This is a genomic window from Acidobacteriota bacterium, assembly GCA_016196065.1.
Lineage (GTDB): Bacteria > Acidobacteriota > Terriglobia > Terriglobales > Acidobacteriaceae > Acidiflorens.
On record JACPYL010000025.1, the window covers coordinates 553,053 to 578,096 of the forward strand.

25 protein-coding genes are annotated in these 25,044 nt (G+C 57.5%); 12 read left to right on the forward strand and 13 right to left on the reverse strand.

Features of this window, described 5'->3' with window-relative positions:
• Positions 1–173 precede the first annotated feature (173 nt).
• Positions 174–1,721: a PQQ-binding-like beta-propeller repeat protein gene (locus HY010_20215; GenBank protein MBI3478064.1), complete on the forward strand. Its 1,548-nt coding sequence runs from the start codon at positions 174–176 to the stop codon at positions 1,719–1,721.
• A gap of 28 nt (positions 1,722–1,749) precedes the next feature.
• Here HY010_20215 and HY010_20220 read toward each other — a convergent pair whose 3' ends face one another.
• Entirely contained in the window at positions 1,750–2,805 is a 1,056-nt protein-coding gene (locus HY010_20220) for a VWA domain-containing protein (protein ID MBI3478065.1), read from the reverse strand.
• Between the two features lie 276 nt (positions 2,806–3,081).
• On the opposite strand from HY010_20220, the gene HY010_20225 reads away from it, so the two are divergent.
• The 4 genes from HY010_20225 to HY010_20240 all read left to right on the forward strand — a co-directional run bounded on the left by HY010_20225 (position 3,082) and on the right by HY010_20240 (position 7,434).
• Positions 3,082–3,792: a lipid-binding SYLF domain-containing protein gene (locus HY010_20225; GenBank protein ID MBI3478066.1), complete on the forward strand. Its 711-nt coding sequence runs from the start codon at positions 3,082–3,084 to the stop codon at positions 3,790–3,792.
• A gap of 34 nt (positions 3,793–3,826) precedes the next feature.
• Positions 3,827–5,218 carry an MBL fold metallo-hydrolase gene (locus tag HY010_20230; protein MBI3478067.1) on the forward strand — a complete coding sequence of 464 codons (1,392 nt, stop codon included), beginning with the start codon at positions 3,827–3,829 and terminating at the stop codon, positions 5,216–5,218.
• Between the two features lie 102 nt (positions 5,219–5,320).
• Positions 5,321–6,385 carry a beta-lactamase family protein gene (locus tag HY010_20235; GenBank protein MBI3478068.1) on the forward strand — a complete coding sequence of 355 codons (1,065 nt, stop codon included), beginning with the start codon at positions 5,321–5,323 and terminating at the stop codon, positions 6,383–6,385.
• Positions 6,386–6,579: 194 nt separating this feature from the next.
• On the forward strand, positions 6,580–7,434 hold the full coding sequence (locus HY010_20240) for a hypothetical protein (GenBank protein MBI3478069.1): 855 nt from the start codon (positions 6,580–6,582) through the stop codon (positions 7,432–7,434).
• 3 nt (positions 7,435–7,437) lie between these two features.
• Here the strand turns inward: HY010_20240 and HY010_20245 are convergent, their stop codons facing one another.
• Positions 7,438–7,644 (reverse strand): hypothetical protein, encoded by a 207-nt coding sequence (locus HY010_20245; protein MBI3478070.1) that lies wholly within the window; start codon positions 7,642–7,644, stop codon positions 7,438–7,440.
• Between the two features lie 302 nt (positions 7,645–7,946).
• Here HY010_20245 and HY010_20250 point away from each other — a divergent pair, with 302 nt between their 5' ends.
• Positions 7,947–9,143 carry a DEAD/DEAH box helicase gene (locus HY010_20250; GenBank protein MBI3478071.1) on the forward strand — a complete coding sequence of 399 codons (1,197 nt, stop codon included), beginning with the start codon at positions 7,947–7,949 and terminating at the stop codon, positions 9,141–9,143.
• An 80-nt stretch (positions 9,144–9,223) separates the two neighbouring features.
• Here HY010_20250 and HY010_20255 read toward each other — a convergent pair whose 3' ends face one another.
• The 4 genes from HY010_20255 to HY010_20270 all read right to left on the reverse strand — a co-directional run bounded on the left by HY010_20255 (position 9,224) and on the right by HY010_20270 (position 11,196).
• Positions 9,224–9,463 carry a hypothetical protein gene (locus HY010_20255; protein ID MBI3478072.1) on the reverse strand — a complete coding sequence of 80 codons (240 nt, stop codon included), beginning with the start codon at positions 9,461–9,463 and terminating at the stop codon, positions 9,224–9,226.
• A gap of 75 nt (positions 9,464–9,538) precedes the next feature.
• Positions 9,539–9,892 carry an RNA-binding protein gene (locus tag HY010_20260; protein ID MBI3478073.1) on the reverse strand — a complete coding sequence of 118 codons (354 nt, stop codon included), beginning with the start codon at positions 9,890–9,892 and terminating at the stop codon, positions 9,539–9,541.
• A 71-nt stretch (positions 9,893–9,963) separates the two neighbouring features.
• Positions 9,964–10,548, reverse strand: coding sequence for an HNH endonuclease (locus HY010_20265; GenBank protein ID MBI3478074.1), 585 nt, complete (start codon positions 10,546–10,548; stop codon positions 9,964–9,966).
• A 42-nt stretch (positions 10,549–10,590) separates the two neighbouring features.
• The gene (locus HY010_20270; protein ID MBI3478075.1) at positions 10,591–11,196 is read right to left on the reverse strand and encodes a ComF family protein; all 606 of its coding nucleotides are present in this window, start codon (positions 11,194–11,196) and stop codon (positions 10,591–10,593) included.
• A gap of 893 nt (positions 11,197–12,089) precedes the next feature.
• Between HY010_20270 and HY010_20275 the strand changes: the two genes are divergently transcribed.
• The 5 genes from HY010_20275 (at position 12,090) to HY010_20295 (ending at position 17,472) form a co-directional block, all read left to right on the forward strand.
• Positions 12,090–14,069: an oligopeptide transporter, OPT family gene (locus tag HY010_20275; GenBank protein MBI3478076.1), complete on the forward strand. Its 1,980-nt coding sequence runs from the start codon at positions 12,090–12,092 to the stop codon at positions 14,067–14,069.
• Between the two features lie 141 nt (positions 14,070–14,210).
• A complete protein-coding gene (locus HY010_20280; protein MBI3478077.1) occupies positions 14,211–14,915 on the forward strand; it encodes a YggS family pyridoxal phosphate-dependent enzyme in 705 nt (234 codons plus the stop codon).
• A gap of 15 nt (positions 14,916–14,930) precedes the next feature.
• Entirely contained in the window at positions 14,931–15,218 is a 288-nt protein-coding gene (locus tag HY010_20285) for a YggU family protein (GenBank protein ID MBI3478078.1), read from the forward strand.
• Between the two features lie 45 nt (positions 15,219–15,263).
• Positions 15,264–16,664 carry an MFS transporter gene (locus tag HY010_20290; protein MBI3478079.1) on the forward strand — a complete coding sequence of 467 codons (1,401 nt, stop codon included), beginning with the start codon at positions 15,264–15,266 and terminating at the stop codon, positions 16,662–16,664.
• Between the two features lie 82 nt (positions 16,665–16,746).
• Positions 16,747–17,472 (forward strand): DNA alkylation repair protein, encoded by a 726-nt coding sequence (locus HY010_20295; protein ID MBI3478080.1) that lies wholly within the window; start codon positions 16,747–16,749, stop codon positions 17,470–17,472.
• Between the two features lie 12 nt (positions 17,473–17,484).
• Here the strand turns inward: HY010_20295 and HY010_20300 are convergent, their stop codons facing one another.
• From HY010_20300 to HY010_20325, 6 genes are all read right to left on the reverse strand, one after another.
• Positions 17,485–17,745 (reverse strand): UBP-type zinc finger domain-containing protein, encoded by a 261-nt coding sequence (locus tag HY010_20300; GenBank protein ID MBI3478081.1) that lies wholly within the window; start codon positions 17,743–17,745, stop codon positions 17,485–17,487.
• Between the two features lie 74 nt (positions 17,746–17,819).
• Positions 17,820–18,749 carry a thioredoxin-disulfide reductase gene (gene trxB / locus HY010_20305; GenBank protein ID MBI3478082.1) on the reverse strand — a complete coding sequence of 310 codons (930 nt, stop codon included), beginning with the start codon at positions 18,747–18,749 and terminating at the stop codon, positions 17,820–17,822.
• A 66-nt stretch (positions 18,750–18,815) separates the two neighbouring features.
• Positions 18,816–19,535 (reverse strand): hypothetical protein, encoded by a 720-nt coding sequence (locus tag HY010_20310; GenBank protein MBI3478083.1) that lies wholly within the window; start codon positions 19,533–19,535, stop codon positions 18,816–18,818.
• 108 nt (positions 19,536–19,643) lie between these two features.
• Entirely contained in the window at positions 19,644–20,069 is a 426-nt protein-coding gene (locus tag HY010_20315) for a response regulator (protein MBI3478084.1), read from the reverse strand.
• 550 nt (positions 20,070–20,619) lie between these two features.
• Positions 20,620–21,486, reverse strand: a complete 867-nt coding sequence (locus tag HY010_20320) for a neutral zinc metallopeptidase (GenBank protein ID MBI3478085.1) — start codon at positions 21,484–21,486, stop codon at positions 20,620–20,622.
• Between the two features lie 107 nt (positions 21,487–21,593).
• A complete protein-coding gene (locus HY010_20325; GenBank protein MBI3478086.1) occupies positions 21,594–22,937 on the reverse strand; it encodes an amino acid permease in 1,344 nt (447 codons plus the stop codon).
• Between the two features lie 153 nt (positions 22,938–23,090).
• Here HY010_20325 and HY010_20330 point away from each other — a divergent pair, with 153 nt between their 5' ends.
• A complete protein-coding gene (locus HY010_20330; GenBank protein ID MBI3478087.1) occupies positions 23,091–24,338 on the forward strand; it encodes an HDOD domain-containing protein in 1,248 nt (415 codons plus the stop codon).
• A 95-nt stretch (positions 24,339–24,433) separates the two neighbouring features.
• On the opposite strand, the gene raiA is transcribed toward HY010_20330, so the two are convergent.
• Positions 24,434–25,027, reverse strand: coding sequence for a ribosome-associated translation inhibitor RaiA (gene raiA, locus HY010_20335; GenBank protein MBI3478088.1), 594 nt, complete (start codon positions 25,025–25,027; stop codon positions 24,434–24,436).
• Between the last annotated feature and the right edge of the window lie 17 nt (positions 25,028–25,044).

A 25,044-nucleotide genomic window follows, 5' to 3' on the forward strand; every position in this document is an offset into this window, starting at 1 on the left:
TTCCCGCGGCAGCCGCAAGAAGTTGCGCACTTCCTATTTCCCAGAAACATGGCTCTCCGCGCCGTTTTTCTTGACATCCGGCGGGAGCATCAACGACACTCGATGCCATATTTGAGAGTTCCCTCCACCCGTCTTGGACTCTCCCAATTCAGGCCGTAGACGAAGGAATCCTGATGACTTTGCGATCGACTGCTTTCTCCCTGCTCGTTGCTCTTTGCCTGTCGTGCTGTGCCTTTGCGCAGGTGGCTGTACTAACTCAGCATAACGACAACTATCGCACTGGCCAGAACACGGGCGAGACCATACTCACGCCCGCGAACGTGACAACTGCGAAGTTCGGAAAACTGTTCTCGCAAACAGTGGATGGTTACGTCTACGCGCAGCCGTTGGTCGTGCCGAACGTGAATATCCCGGGCAAGGGCACTCACAATGTGGTTTATGTCGCCACCGAGCACGACACCCTGTACGCATTCGATGCCGACAACAAGACAGGCGGCAATGCGTCCCCTTTGTGGCAGGTGAGCTTTCTCAACCCGGGGGCAGGAATTGGCGTCGTCACCAGCGGTGATGTCGGCTGCAATGACTTGGTCCCTGAAATCGGGATTACCGGCACTCCCGCAATCGATCTCTCCACGCAAACCTTGTACCTCGTGACGAAGACCAAGGACAACGGACAGTTCGTCCACAAAGTGCACGCGATCGACATCACCACTGGCGCGGAGAAATTCGGCGGGCCCGTTGCGGTGCAGGCGACATTAAAAGGTGTTGCGTTTGAACCGCACCGCGAAGCGCAACGCGCCGCACTCCTGGTACAGAACGGCGTCGTGTACATTGCGTGGGCGTCGCATTGCGACATCGGCCCTTACCATGGATGGGTGATGGCCTATGACGCGCAAACGCTCCAGCAAAAAAGCGTCTGGAACTCCACTCCGACGGGCGGACTAGGCGGATTCTGGCAGGCGGGCGCCGGGATTGCAGCAGATTCACGCGACTTGCTCTACCTTTCCAGCGGCAATGGAGACTTTGACAAGAATTTTGGCGGCAGCAACTACGGCGACACCATCGTCAAGCTTGGGTTTAACAAGGCGGGTAAGCTGATCGCCAAAGACTATTTCACTCCGCATGATCAGAAATTCCTGCAAGACACTGACACCGACCTCGGTTCCGGAGGCGTGCTCCTGATCCCGGATCGCCCGAAGAAGAAACCTTTGCTTGTGCAGGTCGGAAAAGAGGGAACGGTCTACGTGACCAACCGCAATCGCATGGGAAAATTCAATCCCAACGACGATAGCCAGATCATCCAGAATCTACCGGGCGCGGTGGGTGGAATGTGGGGTATGCCGGCATTCTGGAACAACAATGTCTATTTTGGCGGAGTGGGCGATAACTTGAAAGCGTTCAGTTTCGATCCGGTAGCCGGATTGCTTTCGACAACGCCGACTTCCAATACGGGCACGTTCTTCAACTATCCGGGGACAACGCCTTCGATCTCAGCGAATGGCACAACGAACGGAATCGTGTGGGCCCTGCAGACCGATCACGCTCCGGAAGTGCTGCATGCGTACGATGCCACGAACCTGAGTACGGAACTCTATAACTCGAGCCAAAATCAGACGCGAGACAATCCCGGGACTTCCGTAAAGTTCGTGGTGCCGACCGTTGCCAACGGCAAGGTCTACGTCCCAGCGCAGAAACTGCTGAGCGTGTTCGGCCTTTTGTAGATTGACAAGAGCGCGATTGCGAACCGGATTACTGGCGTGGAGCGTAGTATCCGCGACGGGCGCGGACTTGCAGGTCTTTCTTGTTGACTGCAGTAATTTCAATCGAGCGGTAGCGGCCATCCGCGTCGAAATCGGACGGCTTGTAGGAGACTGCGTACTGGCTGCGGAGTTCGTCTTCGATCGCTGCAAAGGAGTGGGTGATGTCCTTCATCTTGAACGGGAAGAAGGCGCGTCCGCCGGTCGCTGACGCGATGTCTTCCAGCACTTTGTCTCCCCGCAGGATCAAGCCGCTGTCGTCGGTAGAAATCGCGTAAATCAATACTTCAGAGCGCTGCGCCATTTCGATCGCCTGGGCTCGCGTCACTTCACTCTGATTGTCCTCGCCATCGCTGACGACGATGATCGCCTTGCGAATCGGATGGTCCGCACGCTCGTGCAGCTTTTCCTGGCAGGCTTTGTAGATGGCGTCATAAAGAGCAGTCCCGCCGCTGCCCCGGAGTTCTTGAACACCGGTGGATAGCAGGGCCACATCGTCGGTGAAATCCTGAGTCATGTGGCTGTTCTTGTTGAACCCTACGACGAACGCCTGATCGTAGCCTTTGCGAAGGACGTGTCTCAGAAAACCGGTAGCGGCTTCTTTCTCAAAATCAAATCGTCCGTGAACGGACGCGCTCATATCTACCAGGAGCCCCATGCGCAGGGGAAGATCAGTCTCACGCCGAAAGTTCGAGATGGACTGCACCGGCTTGTGATCATCGAGAATCGCAAAATCAGCCTGGTTCAAATTGCGTACGAATTTGCCGTGGCGGTCGGTCGCGATAAACAGGACGTTGACTTCATCCACACGCTTCTTAATGGTCAGGATTGGTTCGTCGGCGCCATCGACTCCGCCGTCGGTGGTCATCGCTGCGGTATAAGCGGTATAAGTGGACGCAGCCGCAAGTGCGGGAACCGCAGGAACGCTACTTTGCCCCATGGCGGACGCGCAAGTGATCAGCGCCGCGGTAATGACCAGCCCGAACTGTTCGAACTTCTTCATTCTGGGTACTGCCCTGCTTCCTGAAGCGTGTGGGACACGCTTCATATCGTTCGATGCACGCCAGGGGCCGAAGACCCTCAAAACAGCGTTGGACCGACTCTAGGCTGTATAGGGGCGCGAGTCCAAGTTACAAAAGGAGTACGCGCCCGGTGTGGACTTTAAACATAGCCCATTCAATGAGTTGGGAACCGCCAATTCACGGTAAAATCCCCTGCGAGGTTTTTCCACAGAGGTGGGCCCTCGAAGACCGGTGCGCAGCACCCGAACGTGGCGTAAGGTTCCATATATTCCCAGGATATTTTTCCTGGTTTGGGAGATTCCATGAAAAAAGTGCTGACTGCTCTTCTCTCGATTTTTGTTGTGGTTTTGCCGCTGGCTGCCGACAGCGAAAAGGAAACGGACAGGGTCGAAGAGTCCGGACAGGTAATGAAAGAGATTGTCGATATCCCCGACAACATTCCCAAAGATCTGCTCGACCGTGCCGAGTGCGTCATCGTTTTGCCGTCTGTAAAAAAACTTGCCATCGGAATCGGCGGCAGCTACGGCCGCGGAGTAATGACCTGCCGCACGGGACAGCACTTCACGGGCTCGTGGAGCGCACCCGCACTGTATGCGCTCGAAGGCGGCAACATCGGATTTCAGCTGGGAGGGCAGGCGACTGATTTTGTTTTGCTGGTCATGAATCCACGGGGCGCGTCCAGCCTGATGGGGAGCAAAGTGAAGCTGGGAGCAGACGCAGCAGCAGCAGCTGGACCGAAGGGCCGAGCAGCCACTGGTGCAACCGATGTCGTGATGCGGGCGGAAATTCTCTCCTATTCCCGTTCGCGCGGTTTGTTCGCGGGCGTTTCGCTGGAAGGTTCCACGCTGCGTCCTGACAACCGTGCGAACGAAAAGCTATATGGCAAGAAAGCCAGCGCCCGTGAGATTGTGAGGCTCGGTAAAGTCGGTGTTCCCGCTTCAGCGAAGGAACTGCTCTCGGTGCTCAACACACACTCGCCCAGGAACAAGTCGGAACCGAAGTCGCTGAAATAGGCTCGCAATCAGCCGGTGCCCCGGGAGGATGGCTATGTATTTCGAACAGTTCTATCTCACTTGCCTGGCCCATGCTTCGTACATGATCGGGTCGCAAGGCGAGGCGGCGGTGATCGATCCGCAGCGCGATGTCGATATTTATCTGGAAGCCGCGGAGGAGCAAGGACTCAAGATCCGCCACATTTTCGAAACCCATCTGCACGCCGATTTCGTATCCGGCCACAAAGAACTGGCGGCGCGAACCGGCGCAAAAATCTACATCGGAGTGCAGGCCAATGCTGGGTTCCCGCACACTCCTCTTCGCGATGGTTCCGAAGTAAAGATGGGAGCAATCCGGATTCGCACTCTGGAAACACCCGGCCACACCTCCGAGAGTATTTGCCTGGTCGTTACGGACACAGAGAATTCTGCTGAACCGTGGGGAGTTCTGACCGGTGACACGCTCTTCATCGGAGATGTTGGCCGTCCCGATTTATCGCCGCAACACTCGCCCCAAGAACTTGCGGGATTGCTCTATGACAGCCTGCATCAGAAAGTGCTGCGACTGCCGGATGCAACCCTGGTATACCCCGCTCACGGGGCCGGGTCGCTGTGCGGACGCAGCATGCGCGCGGAACGTTCCTCCACGATTGGCACCGAGCGCCTGACGAACTACGCGCTGCAGATTGGAAGCCGCGAGGAATTTGTTCAGCAACTCACCTCGAATCTTCCGGTTCGTCCCGGATACTTCCTCCAAGATGCCGAGATCAATCGCTCGGGAGCGGAGGCGCTCACAAACCGCCCGCCCCTCCCGGAATTTACCCCGGCGGAATTGCAGACTCTGCTGATCGACAAGGCGAACATCGTCGATGTGCGCCCGCCTGAACAGTTCGCCGCCGGGCACATCGCTGGCTCCATCAACATCGCTCTGTCCGGTCAGTTCGCTACCTGGGCGGGCACGATTCTCGGCCTTGGATCGAAACCAGTGCTGGTTGCGGAAACCGATGCCCAGATTGAGGAAGCCGCCCTGCGGATGTCCCGTGTCGGCATTGAAGATGTACACGGCTATCTGTCAGGAGAGATTTCCGCATGGCAGAAGGCTGGCCTTCCGCTGGCCGTGACAGCGCAGATCTCGGCCGAGGATTTGGATAAGAAGTTGCGCGCGAAAGAAGTTCAAGTGCTGGATGTTCGCCGCGCCAACGAGTGGCAAGCAGGCCACATCGAGCAGGCGGCAAATCTCGCTCTCGACGATTTTCCGCACGGGCTACCCGAGGTGCAGGACAGCCAACCGCTCGCGGTTCACTGCAAGGGGGGCTACCGGAGCATGATTGCGTGCAGTCTGCTGGAGCGCGCCGGGCATCACAATGTCCTCAATGTAGTCGGCGGCTATGACGCATGGCACGCCGCAGGGCTACCTGAGGTCAGCGGACAACTGGTCAAAGCATAGCTGGGTCCGAGTGTTCTACCAGAACGAATGACTCGTTACGTCGGCCACAGATCGCTCTGCACCTTGCGTCGGATTGTAATTGCTATCGTCATCGGGATTTCCGTGACCACATCTGCTCAAGTCTATCCTGAAAAAATCGATGCGCTTTTCTCGCAGTTTTCCCACCAACGTGAGCCCGGCTGCGCGGTGCTGGTGATCAAGGATGGGAAGCCGGTATTCCGCAAGGGTTACGGCGTCACTGATCTTCGAACCATGCATGCGATTGGCTCGGAGACTAATTTCAGGTTGGCGTCATTGACCAAGCAGTTCACTGCGATGGCCATCATGTTGCTCGTTCACGATGGCAAATTGAAATACGAGGACCATCTCACGGATGTGTTTCCCGACTTCCCTGCCTATGGCAAGTCGATCACGATTCGGGAAATGCTGAACCACACTTCGGGGCTCAAAGATTACGAAGACCTGATGGGAAAGCTTTTTGATGGCGCCGAGGGCAACACTCTGCAGATGAAAGACGCAGGTGTATACGACCTGTTGAAAAGTCAAACCGCCACCAAATTTCCTCCGGGCACGCATTGGGACTACAGCAACTCCGGGTACGTCTTGCTGGGGATCGTGGTGGAGAAGAAGTCGGGAATGAGCTTTGGCGATTTTCTTCGCTCTCGAATTTTCGATCCGCTCGACATGAGCCACACTGTGGCCTATGAGAGAGACATCAACGAAGTAACAAATCGGGCATACGGCCACACGCGAACGGACGGCAAATGGCGTGAGACGGACCAGAGTTCGACGTCGGCCACGCTTGGGGACGGCGGTATCTACACCTCGCTCAACGACCTCGAAAAGTGGGATCGCGCGCTGACCCGGCACACCCTGCTGACGGAAAAAGAAATGGCACCCGCGCTGGCTCCCCCAAAGACCGCGAGTGGTGGCCCGTTGCCCATGACCAACGGCGGGGCTGCTCCACTGTACGGCTTCGGGTGGTTTCTGGACCCGTACGAGGGACATCGCCGCTATACGCACTATGGCGAGACGGTCGGGTTCCGGACGGCGATTCAGCGCTACCCCGATGATCGCTTGACGGTAGTCGTGCTCTGCAATCGGTCGGAGACGGATGCGCCAGCGCTCGCGGAAAGCACGGCGAAACTGAATTTGAACGCTAAGTAGCTGGATAGAGTGTGGTTTTGCCGTCCCGCTTAAAGAAGCGTAAATCCAGCTACCGTTTGGGCAAGTCGCGCATCTAACTTTTCAGGCAGAACTGCAGTCTTCCACCTCCTCCTTGGGGCTGTTTGCACGGCGGCCCTTGGAGGTGGAGGCTGCTGTTGACTCCTCAAAGTTCTGTTTTCGCTACACTACTACATATGACAGCTTCCTTCCGTTATGTTCGTCTGGCATTGGGATTCGCTCTGGCCCTGGTCGCAGTATCCCCCCTGCGCGCGCAGGAAGGCACGCTCGACAAGTCCGATCCAAAAGGGATTACGACTGACGAAGTCATCAAGCGCTTTGCCGCCAAGGAAAAAGAATTCCAGACCGCGCGCGACCAGTACACGTTCCGGCAGGACGTGAAGGTCCAGACGCTCGAGGGCGACACACCCGACGGCGAGTACCGGCAGGTGTTCGACGTGAGCTTCGACGACAAGGGGCACAAGGTGAGAACGGTTGTCCTGTCGCCGCAGCCCACGCTGCAGCGTGTTCAGATGACGACAGAAGACTTTGAAGACATCGAAAACAGGCTTCCGTTCGTGCTCACATCCGACGAAATCGGGGAATACGACATCCTGTACGTCGGCCAGCAGAAACAGGACGAACTGAATACCTACGTGTTCGATATTGCGCCGAAAGAGATTGTGGGCAAGAAACGCTATTTTCAGGGACGCATCTGGGTCGACGCAGAGGATTATCAGATCGTAAAGACCTACGGCAAGACCGTGCCTGACATCAAGAAAAAGAAGGGACAGGAAAACCTGTTTCCCAAGTTCACGACCTGGCGTGAACAGATTGACGGCAAATACTGGTTTCCCACCTATACGCGGGCCGAAGACACCCTGAAATTTTCGACCAACGACGTGAAGATCCGCGAGATCGTCAAGTACATGAACTACCAGAGATTTGGAGCGAAGGTGACGATCACCTATCAGGGTGAAGAAGTGAAGAAAGCGGATCCCGCAAAACAGCCGGATACGCCACAGGACAAACCACAGCAGAAACCGCAGTAGACTCTAGCCCTTCCAATGTCTGGCTTGGCGGCGCTTCATGTCGGCGAGTTCGTCTTTGATCTGGACGAGTCGTAATCGGCGCTGCTCCTGGGCGGAGTTGTCGGTATGGCTGTGGGATTCACGATCTTGATACTGGGAGCTCATGTCCTGCAGATCCCGGATTTCCTGGCGTAGGCCAACCAACCGCTGAGAGACGTCGACGAGGTCCATACCCCATCATACGACACTTTCTAACGGCTGAATGGAGCGGCGCTCCCCGATGGACTCGCACCATCCGAGCCAACAGGATGTGACCAAGGTAACCAGTGCGAATCGCCGAGTCTGCTATACTACTGATGACGCGATTTCCACGGTTTGCTCGTCACGCGGTGGTTCCTGGTGGAACCAGATTCATCTCCGCATTTCCTGCCCGCCGTTAATCTAGCGTAAATCTAAAAGTGTGAGCGGCGCGAAAACGCTGGACGTGTGTCTGAGTGTGTGACAACGGGCCCCTCAAAGAAAGAAACAAAAGAATGAGTGCATTTACAGAACTGCCCCTTTCGGCTGCATTGCAGCAGAAGCTGGCGGCAGGTCAATTTGTAACCTTAACCCCTATCCAGGAAAAGGCGATTCCGCCGGCACTGGAAGGCAAAGACGTCATCGGCACGGCCCAGACGGGAACCGGCAAGACGCTGGCGTTCCTGATTCCGATTATCGAGATGCTGGATCGTGAACCAACTCGCCAGGCACTGTCGCTGGTGCTGTTGCCGACCCGCGAACTCGCCATGCAGGTGTACGAGCAGTACGAACAGTTGCGTAGCAAGGCGATGCCAAAAGCGTCGCTCGTGATTGGCGGCGTATCCGAGAAGGCACAGATCCAGGCGCTACGCGCTGGATCTCCTCTAGTCATCGCGACTCCCGGACGCCTGCAGGACTTTATCAATCGCAAACTCGTCGATCTCCGCAACGTGAAGTTGCTGGTGCTGGACGAAGCCGACCGCATGCTGGACATGGGCTTCCTGCCTGCGATCCGGCGCATCGTGACCGTGCTCCCCATCCGGCGGCAGACCCTTTGTTTCTCAGCCACGCTGGAAGCATCGGTCGCCTCGCTGGTCAATGACTACATGAGGAGCCCTGTGCGAGTCGCACTCGGGTCGGTGTTGAAACCGGCAGAGAGCGTACAGTTGCAGGCTTTTGAAGTGCGGCCGGGAGAAAAACTCGACCTGCTCCGCCAGCTACTCTATGCGGAAAAGGGACAGACCCTGGTCTTCACGCGTACCAAGCGCGGCGCACAGCGCCTCGCCAAGGAATTGGAGCGCGATGGATTCTCGTGCGCCCTGATTCACGGCGACCGCACGCAATCTCAACGAAATGGAGCGCTCAGCGGATTTCAGGAAGGGCGCTATCAGATCCTGGTTGCAACTGACATTGCATCGCGTGGTCTGCACGTGGACGACGTCGCTCATGTGGTGAACTACGATTTGCCGAAGATGGCAGAGGATTTCATCCACCGCGTGGGCCGTACTGGACGCGCAGGATCAGAAGGCCGAGCTTCTTCGCTGGTCACCGGCGTCGAAGTATTGGAACTGCGTCAGATCGAACGCACATTGGGATTGCGCATCGAACGTAAGCAAAAAGATGCCGCTGGAAAAGATCTCCCCAAGCGCGTCGTGCAGAACACTTTGGCTTCCCGCACGCTGTCCGCGTTGCCGGGCGAAGTGTTCGTCTAGAAGCCTTTCCATCCAGAAATAAGGGAAAAGAAAAGCCGGGGCATTATGCCCCGGCTTTTTTCGATGGCTCTCAGTTGCTGCTATTTCGTCTCGCTGACTTCGGGTGAAGAAAAATCCTCGTCTTCGGCGCCGATGCGGAAAAGCGCCGCCTGTGCTTCCGCGGCTTCTCGCATTTCACGAGCTTCTTGCAGCTCGTCGACCACGGTGCCTTCGGGTCTGTCTTGCTTGATTTGAGTTTTACGCTCGGCTTTGTCGCGAGCTTTTTGCTGGCGCGCTTGTTCTTTTTGACGCTTTGTAAACGTCGATCGTCCTCTTGGCATTTACAATCCCCATTTCTGTAGTGTCGATCTTGCCCTGGCAGTGCCGGGAGAGGGCTGCGGGCGAATCCTTTGAAGCTACCAGCGCGGCTCGCGAGGCTGACGCGCATGGCCTTGATAATCGTCGCGGCCTCCGCCACCACCGAAATGCCGGCCACCACCACCGCCGCCACCCTTGGGCCGATCCGTCTTCGGCTTCGCCTCGTTGATCTTCAAGGCACGGCCTCCGAGTTCCTTACCGTCGAGCGCGGCGATCGCCTTATCGGCTTCCCCGGCGTTCGTCATTTCCACAAAAGCGAAGCCCCGCGAACGGCCGGTTTCACGGTCGGTCACGATGCTGATCTTGTCGACGGCACCGTGCGCCTCGAACACTGTGCGCAAGTCAGATTCGGTCGTGCTGTGCGGCAGATTTCCAACGTAGAGATTCTTCATTGCGCTCCTAAGTGTTCTTTCTTTTCTATTGTAATGCAGGCGGGATAATGGCGCTCTAGGGCCGACCGTGCCTAGTAGAACAAATACTTCCGCCACTTGTCGTCGGAGTGGCCCATGAGCCGCATGATGTGGCGACTGGTGTGGAGATTGAAAGAACGAGGCTCGCGCGTGGGCCGCATGTTGGCTTCGTGCGGAAGCTGATTCCCCTTGCGGCGATTGCAGGGGTGGCAGCAAGCGACCAGGTTTTCCCAGGTAGAAAGGCCTCCGCGCGAACGCGGAATCACGTGGTCAAGGGTGAGTTCCCCGGAGGGCAGCGCCGTGCTGCAATACTGGCAGGTATTGCGATCGCGCAACAGAATGTTCTTCCGCGACAACGCCCGTGACTGGTGCGGAATCCGACGATACTCCAGCAGGCGAATCACGGACGGCAGTCGCACGGCCAGGCGCGCGGCATGCAGGAAGTGCCCGTTCTCTTCCTCGGTCATGGCAACGCCCTTCAACACCAGGACAATGGCGCGTCTGGCGGCACAAACGTTGATGGGCTCGTAGGAAGCGTTCAACACCAGCACCGGTTGATGCAGGGCGTGGCCATCGTCGGGCTGATGCATTCCCGAAGCAAGCAGAGCTCCAGGGATAAGCCCGCGGCCCCCTCCCATCGCCGAGTTATAGCTTCGTAGAGACATGACGCTTCACAACTGCTAGCCATTCGCCGCAGCAGCCATGCTGACAGCAGTTCCTTCTTCCGTTTCCGGTACTGCAAATATTTCATGGATCTTCAGCGTGCGTGCGACGGTCGCGACATAGACACGACTGGCTCCTGCCCTGCGCAAGACCCGGGCACATTCCGAAACGGTAGTCCCGGTCGTGTACACATCGTCCACTAATAAGACATTGCGTGTCATGATTCGCTCGGGATCGACGACTCCAAAGGCGCCACGCAAATTCTCTCTTCTTTGATGCCTTGTCAGGCCGATCTGGGATGCGGTTTCCCGGCGCCGCACGAGCGCACGAGCAGAAATCTGGAAACGCTCAGGACGGCGCAGCTGTTTCAATGCTGCGCGGGCGATCAGCTCCGACTGATTGAATCCACGTTGGCTGTGCTTGCTCGCGTGGAGTGGAACCGGCACCACCAGAATCTGCCCTGCTGGAAAAATGGGGTCGAGGCCGGTAATCGTCTCGGCCAGCATCCGTCCCAGCACCGCCGCGGCCGGACGAACCTGCTGAAACTTCAGCAAGTGGATTAGGTCACGCAGCCCACCGTCATAGCTCCCGTAGGCCGCTGCTTTCTCAAACGGCGGATGCAATTGCTGGCACAATCCACAGAGCGGTTCGCTTCGATCCAGGAACGCGGGCGAGAGCAGTGCTTCACCACAAACACCGCACAAACATCCGGCCAGCGGACGGAGGGATTCCAGACAAGTTTCACAAACGGGAAGCCTTGCAATGCGAACCAGGGGAGCGTTGCAGATACGGCAATCGGCGGGAAAAAACGTAAAAAATAGACTCGCTGCAGCATGCTCTGCCCAATGGCGAGAACCTGCTGCATGACCCCGGCCAGCCGGTATTCGAAAGCCAGTACTGCTGAAGACGGCCTCCTGCTTCCGGGCGAGGAGTTTGGGGGCTCTCGCCAGGCTAACTGTGCCCAGTATAGACGCGGCTCATAGCGTTATGCAACGCGGCTTCCAGCACTAGAGTCACTGGAGGAACGACTGTCCACCCGACCTGAGGCAGCACGCGATTCCAAAGCTGGAACTCTCCGAAAAACATAGGTGCGATGGAAACAACGTTCGCAGCGCACAGGTTTCAGCATCAGAGGAACAAGAAAGAATTGTTCGAGGAAGCGCCGGTACCTCGAACGATAGGCTTTCTGACCTCCGCAACCGGGGCAGCGGAATTCGCTCAGGAAGCGTAAGTAGGGGGATCCGATGAAAGACAGGGCGATCACCTCCCGGCCAGGGTATTTCATTGTAACCCTGAGAAACGCACAGAGTCGCGGTGGAGGTCGCTGATAATCCTGTTTCAAGGTGTTCTCTGCACTTGTAAAGCGGCCTTTTGGCGTGCTAAGGTGCGCCGTTCTGTTAATGTGAATCGGAAATTAAACTCTGCTACCGCATAGAGGACATGAATGAGCACTCCTCCGGATACCGCCTCCCAAGCATCTCGCAAGCACCGACCCTACGTTCCCGAGACCATGGAGATGAAGGAATTAACCTTCCGCGCCGTGTTTCTCGGCTTGATCCTGACCGTGGTTCTGGGAGCGGCAAACGCCTACCTGGGATTGCGGGCAGGCATCACGATCGCCGCCACGTATCCAGCCGCCGTGATCGCCATGGCAGTGTTGCGAGCCTGGAAAGGGTCGCTGCTGGAAGAGAACATTGCTCGAACAGCGGGATCGATCGGTGAGGGAATTGCGGCGGGAGCCATTTTCACGATCCCTGCGTTTCTGATCGCGAAGGCGTGGCCGTCATTTCGCCCGCAGGATGCCTACTGGAAGTCAACCGCACTGATCATGGTGGGCAGCGTTCTCGGCGTCTTGTTCATTTCACTGGTACGCCGCACGATGGTCGAAGATCCGGAGCTTCCCTTCCCGGAATCGGTGGCGGCGGCCGAAATTCACAAAGCAGGACAACGTGGCGCCGAAGCGGCGAAATATCTTTTCTGGAACATTGGCGTGGGCGGCGTTGTTTACATGCTGGGCAAATTTGGCCTGTTCGCCTCCGACAAAGATTTTCATTTCCCGATTGGCAATCTGGGACACTCCCAACTTCGACTTGGACCGGCAGGTAGTACCAACCTGGTAGCCACGGGCGCAACCACGATGTTCCCCGCGGCGAGCGTAAGCCCTGCATATTTGGGCGTGGGATACATCATCGGACTGCGACTGGCTTCGATCCAGTTTGCGGGTGGCGTGCTGGCGTGGGGCCTGATGGTTCCCGTGCTTGTCTATTTCCTTGGGCCACAACTGCGAGGATATTTGCCAGCCGATACTCCAGAGAACTGGGCCGGAATGGTGCTGGCCGTGTGGCGATTCATCGTGCGGCCGATTGCCGTCGGAGGAATGCTGGTCGGAGCCGCCTACACGCTTTTCAAGATGCGGAAGAGCCTGACCGCCGGACTGGGCAAGGCGTTTGCCGATTTGAAGCAGACGTCGGCCGACCGAGCCAAGTTGTCGCGGACCGAGCAGTACATGAGTTCCAAGGTCGTCCTCGGATTGATTGCACTCATGTTCGTGCTGATGTGCCTTCTGTATATCAACATTTCGCATTTGCGCGGCCCGGCCGTTTTGGCGGCCGGAGTCATGATCGTGGTTGGCTTTTTCTTCGCTACTGTGTCCGGAAACCTGGTTGGGTTTATCGGATCGTCGAACAATCCGATCTCGGGACTGACACTCTCTACTTTGCTGATTGCCGCGCTCCTGATGGTCTCCTTGGGAGTCTCGGGAGTAGAGGGCGTAGCCGTAGTCCTCGGCGTTGCTGCGGTGGTTTGCGTTTCCTCGGCGGTCGCAGGCGAGTTGCTGCAGGATTTCAAGGTTGGATACATCCTTGGCGGTACCCCTCGCAAGATTCAAATCGCGGAATTGATCGCGGTCGTCGTCGCCAGCCTGGTAATGTACTGGCCGCTATACCTTCTGAACGCGGCCAACATCCAGGCCGGTGGAATCGGCTTTGGCGACCGCCAGTTACCGGCGGTGCAGTCCGGCCTGATGGCCACGCTTGCGCAAGGCATTGTCGGCGGCGATATGCCGTGGGCGCTGGTGGTGGTCGGAATCTTCTTCGGACTTGCCATGATCATGATGCAGGTCAAGAGTCCGATGCTGGTTGCAGTCGGAATGTATCTCCCCTTTGAAACAACGTTTGCCATCTTCCTCGGCGGAGTGTTTCGCGCCATCGGCGACTGGCTGGGAGAACGACGGGGCCACAATGCGGCGCAGAAAATACGCGCAGAAAATGCAGGTGTGCTGACCGCCTCCGGCTTAATTGCAGGCGAAGCAATTCTGGGATTGGTTTGGGCCGGCCTGCAATTTGCCCCGGAGTGGGCTCGACCTCAGATCTTCAGTCAACCATCGTACCTGGCGGGCGTCGTCGTCATGGTTGGCCTCGCCGGGCTAATGATTAGGATTCCGCTTTCGAGCGCCGGCGATCCGAACGAACCCGCCCCGCCGAGCGGAATGATGTAATCGTTTACTACTTTCAGAACTGTCATCCCGAGCGAAGCGAGGGATCTGCATTGGGTGGGCGACTGCAGATCCCTCGCTTCGCTCGGGATGACAGTTTCCAACAAGTATTTCGCTGCTTTTCCCTGTGATCTAATTGTGCCAATGTCCATCGCTGCAAACGTGGCACTCGTGCGTGAACGAATTGACGCTGCGGCTCGTCGGGCCAATCGCAATCCGGACGAAATCACGTTGATGGGCGTCAGCAAGACCTTCCCTGTAGAACGAATCCGCGAGGCCTATGCGGCTGGGCTGCGGGTGTTCGGTGAGAATCGCGTACAGGAATTTTCCGACAAGGTCGGTGCTTTGCGCGATTTGACGGACGCGGAGTGGCACCTGATTGGACATCTGCAGAGCAACAAAGCGGCCAAGGCAGTGGAACTCTTTGGCGCAGTAGATTCAGTTGACTCCATCAAACTCGCCGAACGGCTCAACACATTCGCGGAAAATGCGGGCAAGACGCTGCCGATTCTGATTGAGGTCAATGTCGGCGGCGAGGAAGCGAAAACTGGCCTCGCTCCTGCCTCGCCAGAGTTCGAGCAGATATTACTCGCAGCGCCGCGATGGCAGTACTTACGCGTTCGCGGGTTGATGACGGTTCCTCCGTATGCGGATGATCCGGAATCAGCTCGGCCGTTCTTTCGTCAATTGCGAGCGATTCGAGACCAGATCGCTGCGCGCAGATTGCCGGCAGTAGAAATGAATACGCTGTCCATGGGGATGTCTCACGATTTCGAGGTTGCGATTGAAGAGGGATCAACCTGCGTGCGGGTGGGTACGGCGATCTTCGGGACCAGAGAAGAAGCTTAACCGAAGTGTCTTTCGATGGCAGCGTTCACGAGCACTCACGATGGAGTCACGTTCGCGGTCAAAGTTCATCCTCGCGCGAAGAAGAACGCCATCACGGGCCAAGTCGGCGAGGCCCTCAAAGTGTCCCTTACCGCTCCTCCCGTCGACGGCAAAGCCAATGACGCCTGCATCGATTTCTTTGCAAAACTTTTGAAGGTACCGCGTTCGTCCGTTACTATTGCTGCCGGCCAGACCAGCCGGAATAAAGTGATCCGGGTGGTGGGGCTGACCGCGCAACAAGTGCGGGAGTGTATCGGCGTTTAAACGCGGGCGGGGGCGCCCGCGCCACATAACACCCAGGAGCCCATCGTGACTTTTGCGGAACGGTTAGAGGAAATTCGGACTGGCTTCGAGCGTCCCTTCTGGATCGCGAATATCACAGAGATCTTCGAACGGCTTTCCTACTACGGCGCGTTCGCGTCACTGGCGTTGTACCTGCAGGGGAAACTGAATTTCTCTACCGAGCAAACCGGGACACTGACTGGCTTGTTTGGTGGCATGGTCTGGTTCATGGCCATGTTCGGAGGAGCCGCGGCAGACCGCCTCGGTTTCCGCCGCGCGCTCTCGCTCGCTTACCTGTTGTTGGCGGTCGCGTATTTTCTGATCGGCTCGATCGCTGCGCCATGGCTGGCGCCGATCCGCAACGCTGTCCCGCTGGGCCTCTTCGTCGGAGTCATTCTCGTGTTGCCGGCATTGGGCGTCGCGCTGGTCAAACCGTGCGTGGTCGGCACCACAGCACGCGCCTCCAAGGAGAATGTCCGCTCCATCGGTTATTCCATCTACTACACCATGGTGAACATCGGCGGCGCACTCGGACCGCTGTATGCCAACTGGGCGCACCAGCATCTCGGAGTTGAGAATGTGTACCGCGTGGCGGCGGTCAGTGTTTTCGCCATGTTTTTTGTCGTGATCCTTTTCTTCCGGGAACCGCGCAAAGCCAGCGACGCCCCTCCACCTTCGATCGTCACCGTGGCGCGGAATTTCTGTGTTGTGGTCGGGAATGCCTGGCTCGTTCTCCCTGCACTTGGAGTCCTGCTACTGCTACGGGTTTCGATGTTCTTCCTGCCTTATGCAATTCCGTGGTGGGTATGGCTCGCCCTGCTTGGGATCGTGCTCGCGGGCGCCAGCAAGTTCCTCTGGTTCCTTCTGCTCTTCACCGGTTATTGGGTTGTCTTCTGGCAGCAGTACATCAGTTTGCCGGGGTACATCCAGAACTACGTCGATCCGAAGGCGCCGGTTGAACTGGTGCTGGTCACCGATGGACTCACGGTAATTTGCCTGACACTCCTGCTGAATTACCTGACGCGCAAGATCTCGGCGTTTCCAGCGGTGATCCTGGGCACGGTGATCACATCGGTTTCATGGCTGATTCTCGCGGTGCGGCCAACGGTATGGGGCGCGGTGCTCGTACTCTTCGTGTTGGCCCTCGGCGAAATCATTCAAGCGCCGCGTTACTACGAATATATTTCCCGCCTTGCCCCGCCCGGACAGCAGGGCACCTACATGGGATTCGCCTTCCTTCCCATCGGCATTGGATCGATCATCGGCGGGTGGTTTGGCGGAACGGTCGTCCATCGCTTTGGAGAAGTCGCACATCAGCCGCAGATGATCTGGTGGAGCGTGACGGCGGTAGGCCTGGTCACGGCAGCAGCGCTATGGATTTACGACAAAATTGTTAAGACCGCCGCACCCGCCGTATCGGCAACGTAGTAATTCACATCACAGCATTTCGCGTTCGCATTGGTTTATGATGAGCGGCCCTGACGGGCTGGGCCCGTCTTTCGGTGCGATCATGGCCAAGCGCAAACTCGCTCCCGAGTACATTGCTGCGCACATCCGCAGAGTATTGAAGGATGGCGGATCCGCTCCCCACTCCGAAGAAGTGCAGTGGTTTTTCAAAGAAGAAGTGAAATCGCGCGGGTGGTATACCGCCGAACTCCGCAAAGTCGCGGTTCGCTTCCGGCGCGCTATGGTTCGAGAACGAGGCCTGGAATTCGTCGTACGTGTCGCGGACAAGCTCTTCTCCGGGAGCTATCTGGAAGAAAAAGTTTTTGCGGTTTTTCTACTCGAGAAGCAGACGCATCTTTTCGGAGAAGAAGAATTCAAGCTTTTTACTTCGTGGCTGGACCGCGTAAGTAGTTGGGCGGATCACGATGCGCTGGCCCACTATCTGCTCGCTCCCATGGTCTATGCCAAACCTGCGCGTTGCCGGGAAGTTTTTCGCTGGGCGAAATCAAAGAACCGCTGGCGCCGTCGTGCGGCATGCGTGGCGTTGATCTTGCGTCCGGAACAAAAGAAGTTTTTTGCCGAAATCGTGCGTCTCTCGGAGCAGTTGTTGCAGGATCAAGACGACATGGTGCAGAAGGGATTGGGATGGCTTCTCCGCGAGATGGCCAAGGCCGATCCTACGCGGACTGTACCTTACCTGATGACGATTCGCAGCCGCGCTCCGCGGCTCGTGCTACGGACGGCCTGCGAAACGCTCACTCCCGCCGAGCGGCGGCGAGTGTTGAAGTAGTGGAATGCGGCGTCAATCCAGAAAAACTTCATCGGCATAGCACCATCGCCAGTCTTCACCCGGCTCAAACGACTTCACAATCGGGTGCTTCTCATGTCGATAATGCGCGGTGGCGTGCTTGTTCTTGGACGAATCGCAACAGCCGACATGTCCGCACGACAGGCAGAGTCGCAGATGCACCCAGGTGTCGCCCATCTCCAGACACTCTTTGCAGCCCTTGCCGCTGGGTTTCACTTTGTGAATTTCGCCGAGGTGAGTACATGCAGTCGCCATCACGATCTCCTACTAGGCGCAGACGCGCGGTTGAACGATTCAAAAACAGGAATCTGCCGAAGATGTGGCCGGCTTCAGTGCCCTGCTTCCTCCAGATACTTCTCGACTTCGAGGGCTGCCATGCAGCCGCTGCCGGCGGCGGTAATGGCCTGGCGATAGCGGCGGTCCTGCACGTCGCCGCAGGCGAAGACGCCGGGCACTTTGGTGAATACGTTCTTGGTGGTGATCAGATAACCGTCCGCATCGGCATCCAGTTGACCTTCGAAAATCTTGGCGTTGGGAACGTGGCCGATGCCGAGGAACATGGCGCTGGTCGGGAAATCCCAACTCTCCCCGGTCTTGAGGTTGCGCAAACGAAGCGCAGTTACCTCGTGCTTGCCGACATCGAGGACGTCATCCACAACCGTATCCGTCATGAATGCGATCTTCGGATTCGCTTTCGCGCGGTCCAGCATGATTTTGGATGCGCGAAATTCTTCGCGACGATGAATGAGCGTGACCTTGCTGGCAAAACGAGTCAGGAAGGTCGCTTCTTCCATGGCGGAGTCTCCGCCGCCGATGACAGCGATTTCCTTCCCATTGAAGAAGAATCCGTCGCAGGTGGCGCAGGAAGAGACACCGTGCCCGATCAGGGCCTGCTCGTTGGGTAATCCCAGCCAGCGTGCGGAGGCGCCGCTGGCGATAATCAGCGTACGCGTCTGAATCGTTTCCTTGCCGAGACTCAACTCGAAAGGATGCTTGCTCAGATCCGCTTTGACGACGTGTCCCATGTGATATTCGGCACCGAAGCGGGAGGCCTGCTTGCGCATGTTCTCGATCAGTTCCGGTCCCTGGATGCCGTCGGGAAAGCCAGGGAAATTTTCCACCAGAGTGGTGAGTGAAAGCTGCCCGCCCGGGTGATGGCCTTCGAGCACGAGCGGCTTGAGGTTGGCACGCGCGGCGTAGAGAGCGGCCGTGTGGCCTGCACAGCCCGAACCGATGATGACGACGTTACGAATATCCATAATGGTTAGTCTGATAGATTCCGCAAAAGCGATTCGGTTGCAAACGGCACAACAGTGCGTTGAGAATTAAGGACTTTTCCGCGCGGCCGGGGGTGTCTTTTTGCTCGTCCTGCTGGCGGTGCCCCAACCTAACCGGGCCAGTTCCTGCGGCACCATCCTGCTCACGCCCAGCGTGACGCGGTAGCGGCTCATGAGCGCGGTGGCTGCCTTGAAAATCGGTTCATACACCGTCTGATCGGTGGCAGGCCCTTCGGCGCCTGAACAACGCGCCAGCACGACCGACGGCTTGCCAAAGCGCTCCAGCTTGATGCGAGAGACGGGCGTGTTGGACGACAGCATGGCGGCCGGCGAGGCAACGTTGGAAGCACTGTCTTCGATGGAGACCTGCATCAAATCTTTCGGATCGCGCACCCGCAGAGCCAGGGTCTCGATCATGTTCTTCGAATCCACGCTGAAGGAATACTGGGCGTTCAGGAAGAATGTGGACTCCGGAAATTCGCGCCGAATGCGGACCCAGTCGGCACTGGACGTCGTTCCCGGCGGCAACGGCTGCATGCCTGGAATCGCGGTGCTCTGATCGAGGGTGGAGTGTCCGCGAGCGACTTCGTAGTCCGTGCCGAACGTGAGTTTGGCCGGAACCTTTGCGAGAGCCGAAGACAGTTCCTTTTGTTCGTCCGCAGAGGGAGTGCACACGTTGATCACGTTGACTTTGACCGGCGGCTGCTGCGCGCAGACCAAGGCAGCAACAGACAGAATGACCAGGAGCAGAATTATTCGTGGGAACACGGCGAAATTGTATCAGGAGGAAACCCGTTCTCAGTTCTCAGTTCTCAGTGAAATCCGCACTTCACTAAAAACCAGCGTTGATTGAGAACTGAGAACCGAGAACTGTTACTACGCCGATTCCGTTTCTATCGCGCCGTGCCGTCGCAACAGCTGGGGAAGATTTTGCGAGAACGCGGAACGCGGCAGGACCATGTCGCAGCCCACTTCGTGGGCCTTCTGCTTCAGATCGCCCTGCACGTGGGAAAGGAATCCGATGATCGACGTGCCCTTCTTGAGCTTGCTTTTCAGCTTGGGGATCAAGGTCAGTGGCTTCGCGTTGGCGTTGTTCAGATCGAAAATGATCAGGGAAGGCTTGCCGTCGCCGTTATTGCTGAGCCGTTCGGTGAGGTCTTTTTCGTTTTTCACGAATTCGACCTTCACGTTCATTTTGCGGCCGGTCTCCTGAATCTTGGCGAGGAAGAACAGGTCCTCAACAAACGCGAAGATGCGGGATGCCGCGTCTTCGTGCTGGGCGGGAAGAGGCTCGGGATCCATCGGGGTGTAGGAAGGGCCAAAGCCGGCACGGCGCCCTCCTCCGCGACTGCCATTGTCGCTGCCCATGTTGGTGCGATAGTTGTGATCCATGGGGGCGGTGTAGATGCCCTGTTGTTGTTGGCGGTCACGGCCCATCGGGCCTCCGGGACCTCTTTTAGGCGGACGCCGTCCCCGGCGCCGTTTGTTCTTCCCTCCGCCTCCGGAGGGATTTCGCGGTCCAGCATTCATGTTTTTCTCTTGTTTGTCGTTAATCATCCAGCCTGGTTGCCCGGCTTGGTTGTTTCTACTTCCCCACTTGTAAAGGCACGCTGTTCGCATAGGCTGCTATGCCTGCACTACCAGCACAGCACCTCGCAAAACACTGGGTTGCTTCGAGAACGATGTTCAAACCGTCTTGGCGCCTTGGAGTTGTGCGCGAAGGGCCACGCTAGGAGCGCGACCGCAGGGAACTCCATGATGTTACTCATGAAAGCATCCCCTGCGCAAGGGGGTATTGCCCCTAAGTTTTGCACAACCACCAACCGTTGGTAATGCCCCGACCCTTGGCTCCTCACTGGGCAAAGGTGTTGCAGGCCTTCAAATCTCCGGTGGTAAATCCTTTTTGAAACCAGTCCATGCGCTGTTGCGAGGAGCCGTGGGTAAACGATTCGGGATTCACCCGGCCGGTCGACATGCGTTGCAAACGATCGTCGCCGACCGCTGCCGCGGCGTTCAATCCTTGCTGCACCTCTCCCTCGGCCAGCAGGTTGCGCTGGCTGGTGGAGTATCCCCAGACGCCCGCGAAACAATCTGCCTGCAATTCCAGGCGAACAGAAAGTTGATTCGCGGAACGCGGGTCGCGTCCTTGCGCCGCGCGCACTTTCTCCTCGACGCCAATCAATTTCTGAATGTGATGACCGATTTCGTGCGCGAGCACGTAGGCTTGCGCAAACTCGCCAGGCGCTCCAAAGCGCTGCTTCAACTCATCATAGAAACCCAGATCGATGTAAACCTTTTCATCCTGAGGACAATAGAACGGGCCGGTGGCGGACTGTGCCATTCCACATGCGGAATCGATGCCGTCACGAAACAGCACGAGCTTCGCATGCCTGTACGAAACACCCTCGCTGCTGAGAATCTGTGTCCACGTCTTCTGGGCGTCGTCGAGTACGAAGGAAACGAATTGCACCTCCGGCTCTTCGCGCTGGTCCCGCGCTGTGTCGGGTTGGCTGTTTTGAATCGGCGCACCGACGCCCCCGCCCCCCACCAGCGAGAGGAAATCGCGTTTGAACACCAGGCTCAACACCAGCAGGACCAGGAAACCGCCAATCCCGATGTGCATGCCGCCTAAGTTAAAGCCGCCGCCGCCACCTCCACCGCCACTGTCATCACGACGGTCTTCGAGGTCTTCGCTGCGACCACCGGGTGTCCAACGCATGGTGAGATTCCTTTCGATGATGGATTACGGGCAGCAACGCGCAGCCCAGCTCGCCACCTGTCGTCGGCTATTTTAATCGGAACCGATGAAGCGCGCCTTCTCCCGAGTCACTGTGGAGGCGGCGTCTCTGCGGTCTCGGTTCCTGCGTTGCGCCGAAACAGGAGCCAGTACACGGGCAGGCCCAACGCGACGATTGCCAGCCCCTTGGATGCATCCCAGGGCGTGGCGACTATGACGTTTACCACTAACGCAAACGCCGACCCCACGAAGACCAGCGGCGTCCAGGGGTATCCCGGTACGCGAAACGGCCGTTCGGCATCCGGTTCACGGCGGCGGAGTGGGAACACGCTGGCTCCGCCTAGTCCGTAAAAAATCCATGCCACGAACATCGTATAGCCGATCAGTTTCTGAAAACTTCCCATCATGGCTAACGCTGCCGACCAGACACCGAGGGCGATGATGGCGGTCGCGGGTGTGCGAAACCTAGGATGCACTTCGGCGAGTTTCTTGAAGAAGACGCCGTCGCGGGCCATGGCGTAAAACACTCTCGGGGCGGTTAGTACGACGCTGTTCATTCCACTAAAGACAGAAATCAAGATCGTAAGCGCCACCAGCTTGGCCGCCCACGGACCGAGGGTCACTTTCATGGCATCGGCGGCGATCACATCGGACCTGGTAGCCGCGTCCGGGCCGAGTGCGACAAGGTATCCGGAGTTTGCTACGACGTACAGAACGGTCAGAGATAGCGTCGCCCAGAAAAGGGCTCGCGGAAAATCGCGCCGAGGGTTGATAGCTTCGCCCGCACTGTAGGTCACGAACTGCCATCCTTCGTATGCCCACAACGCGGTGATCATCGCCAGGCCAAATCCTGCGGCCGCTCCTCCTGCTTCGCGTGGCCACAGAGTTGAGATCACGTCAGACTTGTGTTGTCCGAGACTGAAAAGCACGGCAGTGATGCCCAGCAACAGGACGGCTTTGATCAGCGTCGTCCAATTTTGCATGTCAGAGCTTTTGCGAGTGCCCAGTACATTGACGATGGTCACTGCGACGATGGAGGCCAGTGCAACCAGTTTCGATGCGAAGGGATTTAGCGGAATGACTGCTCCCAGATAAGTGGCAAACGCCACCCCGAGTGCGGATACCGTTCCACTCGAGATCGCGAGAAACAGGCTCCAGCCATAAAGGAATGCGGGCAGGCGGCCGAAACCGTCGCGAACATAGATGTAGACCCCGCCGGCGGAGGGCTTCATCGCGGCGAGTTCTCCATAGGTCAGCGCACCGAGCAGTGCGAGGACGCCGCCGCCGAGCCATACCAGTGTCGCCAGTCCCGTGGATCCGTGAACCTGTCGCAACACCTGCGCCGGCACCAGAAAAATCCCCGAGCCAATGACCGCTCCGACAATCAGCAGGGCCAAGTCACGCAACCGTAGAGTACGAACCAGTTCAGCCATGGATTGGAAGTACGAGTCGCGGATGATATGCGACCCCGTGCCCGGAAAGCAACTCTTGTCGATGCGGGCTCGATTCAAGTTGGTACTCAAGCAGCTTTGGGTACGGGCATTCGGCGGCTGAAGTCCAGAGTGCTTTCCGCCGATGGGAAAAGAGTGAAACCAGTAGCCGCTGGCAGCCATGCGCCCACGTCACTCCCTCTGGTTGGGCAGCGCTTTGTCGCACGCCAGCCCATCTTTGACCGGACGCAAAAAGTCTATGGGTACGAACTCCTGTTTCGAGATGGGCAGGCAAACTGTTTTTCAGCGGAGCCGGAATTCGCGTCGCGCAGTACGCTGGACAGTACGTTGCTGTTCGGCCTGAACACGCTCTGCGACGGACGCCTGGCGTTCGTGAATCTGACCCGCGACGCCTTGCTGAAAGACCTGATCACGCTGCTGCCTCCGGATCAAACCGTGGTTGAAGTCCTCGAGACCGTGGAGCCCGGGGATCGCGTGATTGCAGCGTGCAAGCGTCTGAAGGCTGCCGGATACCTGATCGCATTGGATGACTTCGCTCCCCACGACCCTCGCGAGCCGCTCTGCGAATTTGCCGACATCCTCAAGATCGACGTCCGGGCAACGCGGGTTGAGGAACGAGCCGGACTGATGCGCCGTTTCGGGGCCAAGTGCCGGATGCTGGCGGAAAAACTGGAAACACCGCACGAATTCCGACAAGCGCGCGATATGGGATTCGAACTCTTCCAGGGTTATTTCTTTCGACGTCCCGAAGTCAAGATGGTGCGCGAAGTACCAGCCAACAAGCTGCACTACATGCGCTTGCTGGAAATGGTCTGCCGCGTCGAACTGGACTTGAACGAACTGGAGACACGAATCAAACAAGAAACGGCCATCTGCTATCGACTGCTGCGCTATCTCAACTCGCCGCTTTTCGGATTCTCCCTGGAAATCAAGTCGATCCGGCACGCAATGGCGATTCTTGGCGAACGTGAACTGCGGCGCTGGATTCGACTGGTCGTAACCATCGCCGCAGCCGAGCGTTCCTGCAACGAACTGGTCCTCACCGCCCTGGCAAGAGCGCGATTCTGCGAGTCGCTTGCCGCGCGAGTGAAATCAGGGAGTGACCTCTTTCTGATGGGCCTTCTTTCGGTGATGGACGCGATCCTGGAAGTCCACATGGATGTCGTGCTGGCACAGATTCCCGTCGACAAGGAGATCAAGGCGACTCTGCTCGGACAGCCAAGTGTGCTGCGACCCATTTACCAGCTCATGCTGGCCCTGGAATCGGCAGAGTGGAGTGAAGCGATCGTTCTCGCTAAACAGCTGCATCTTTCCGACGAGGAAGCGAACAACGAATGGTGGCGAGCTCTACAGTGGGCCGAACAGGCAATGCGAGGGATGTGAGAACGGGGTCAAAGGGGAGAGGTCAGATTGCAGAGTGAACAACCCGACCTCCCTCCATAGAAATTGCTCTTCTAATCCGGGTGCTGAGTGCTGCCTTACGGCGCTTCGATCAACTCCATCTTCCCTTCCCGCGTGCGGTGCAGGACCATCAATTTGCCCTTCGGATCGCGGAATACAAATACGTCGCGATCGCGGAAATGCGCCTCTTTGATGGCTTCTTCGAGGGTCATCGGGCGGAGCGCCACGGAATCCTTCGAATGCACAAGGTGGACTTCCGTGGTCTTTGCAACGGCGGGGAATTTATGGACCGTCACCGAAACAGCAGCGCTCTCGGTGAGTCCGACAGAAGCCTCGACGCTGTCCTGCTCGGCTTCGCCATTGAATTTCTTGCCGGCCTTGCGTTTCTTGCTCAGCCACTTCGTTTTGTACTTCAACGCTTGCTTGTGAAGATGGTCGAGCGCTTCGCCGACGGCGGAAGGCATGTCAGTCGTCTGCGCCAGGCCGACAATCGGGCCGTTGCGGAGGCTGATGGTGATTTCGGCTTTGTGGCGACGCTTCTCCACCGCGAGAACCACTTTGGTTTCGAATCGATCGCCTAGAATTTTGCGAATCTTGCTGAGTCCGGTTTCAACATCTTTGCGGATGATAGGAGTGATTTCGTAATGACGGCCAGTATATTCGACGTTCATGGAGCAGCCTCCACAAA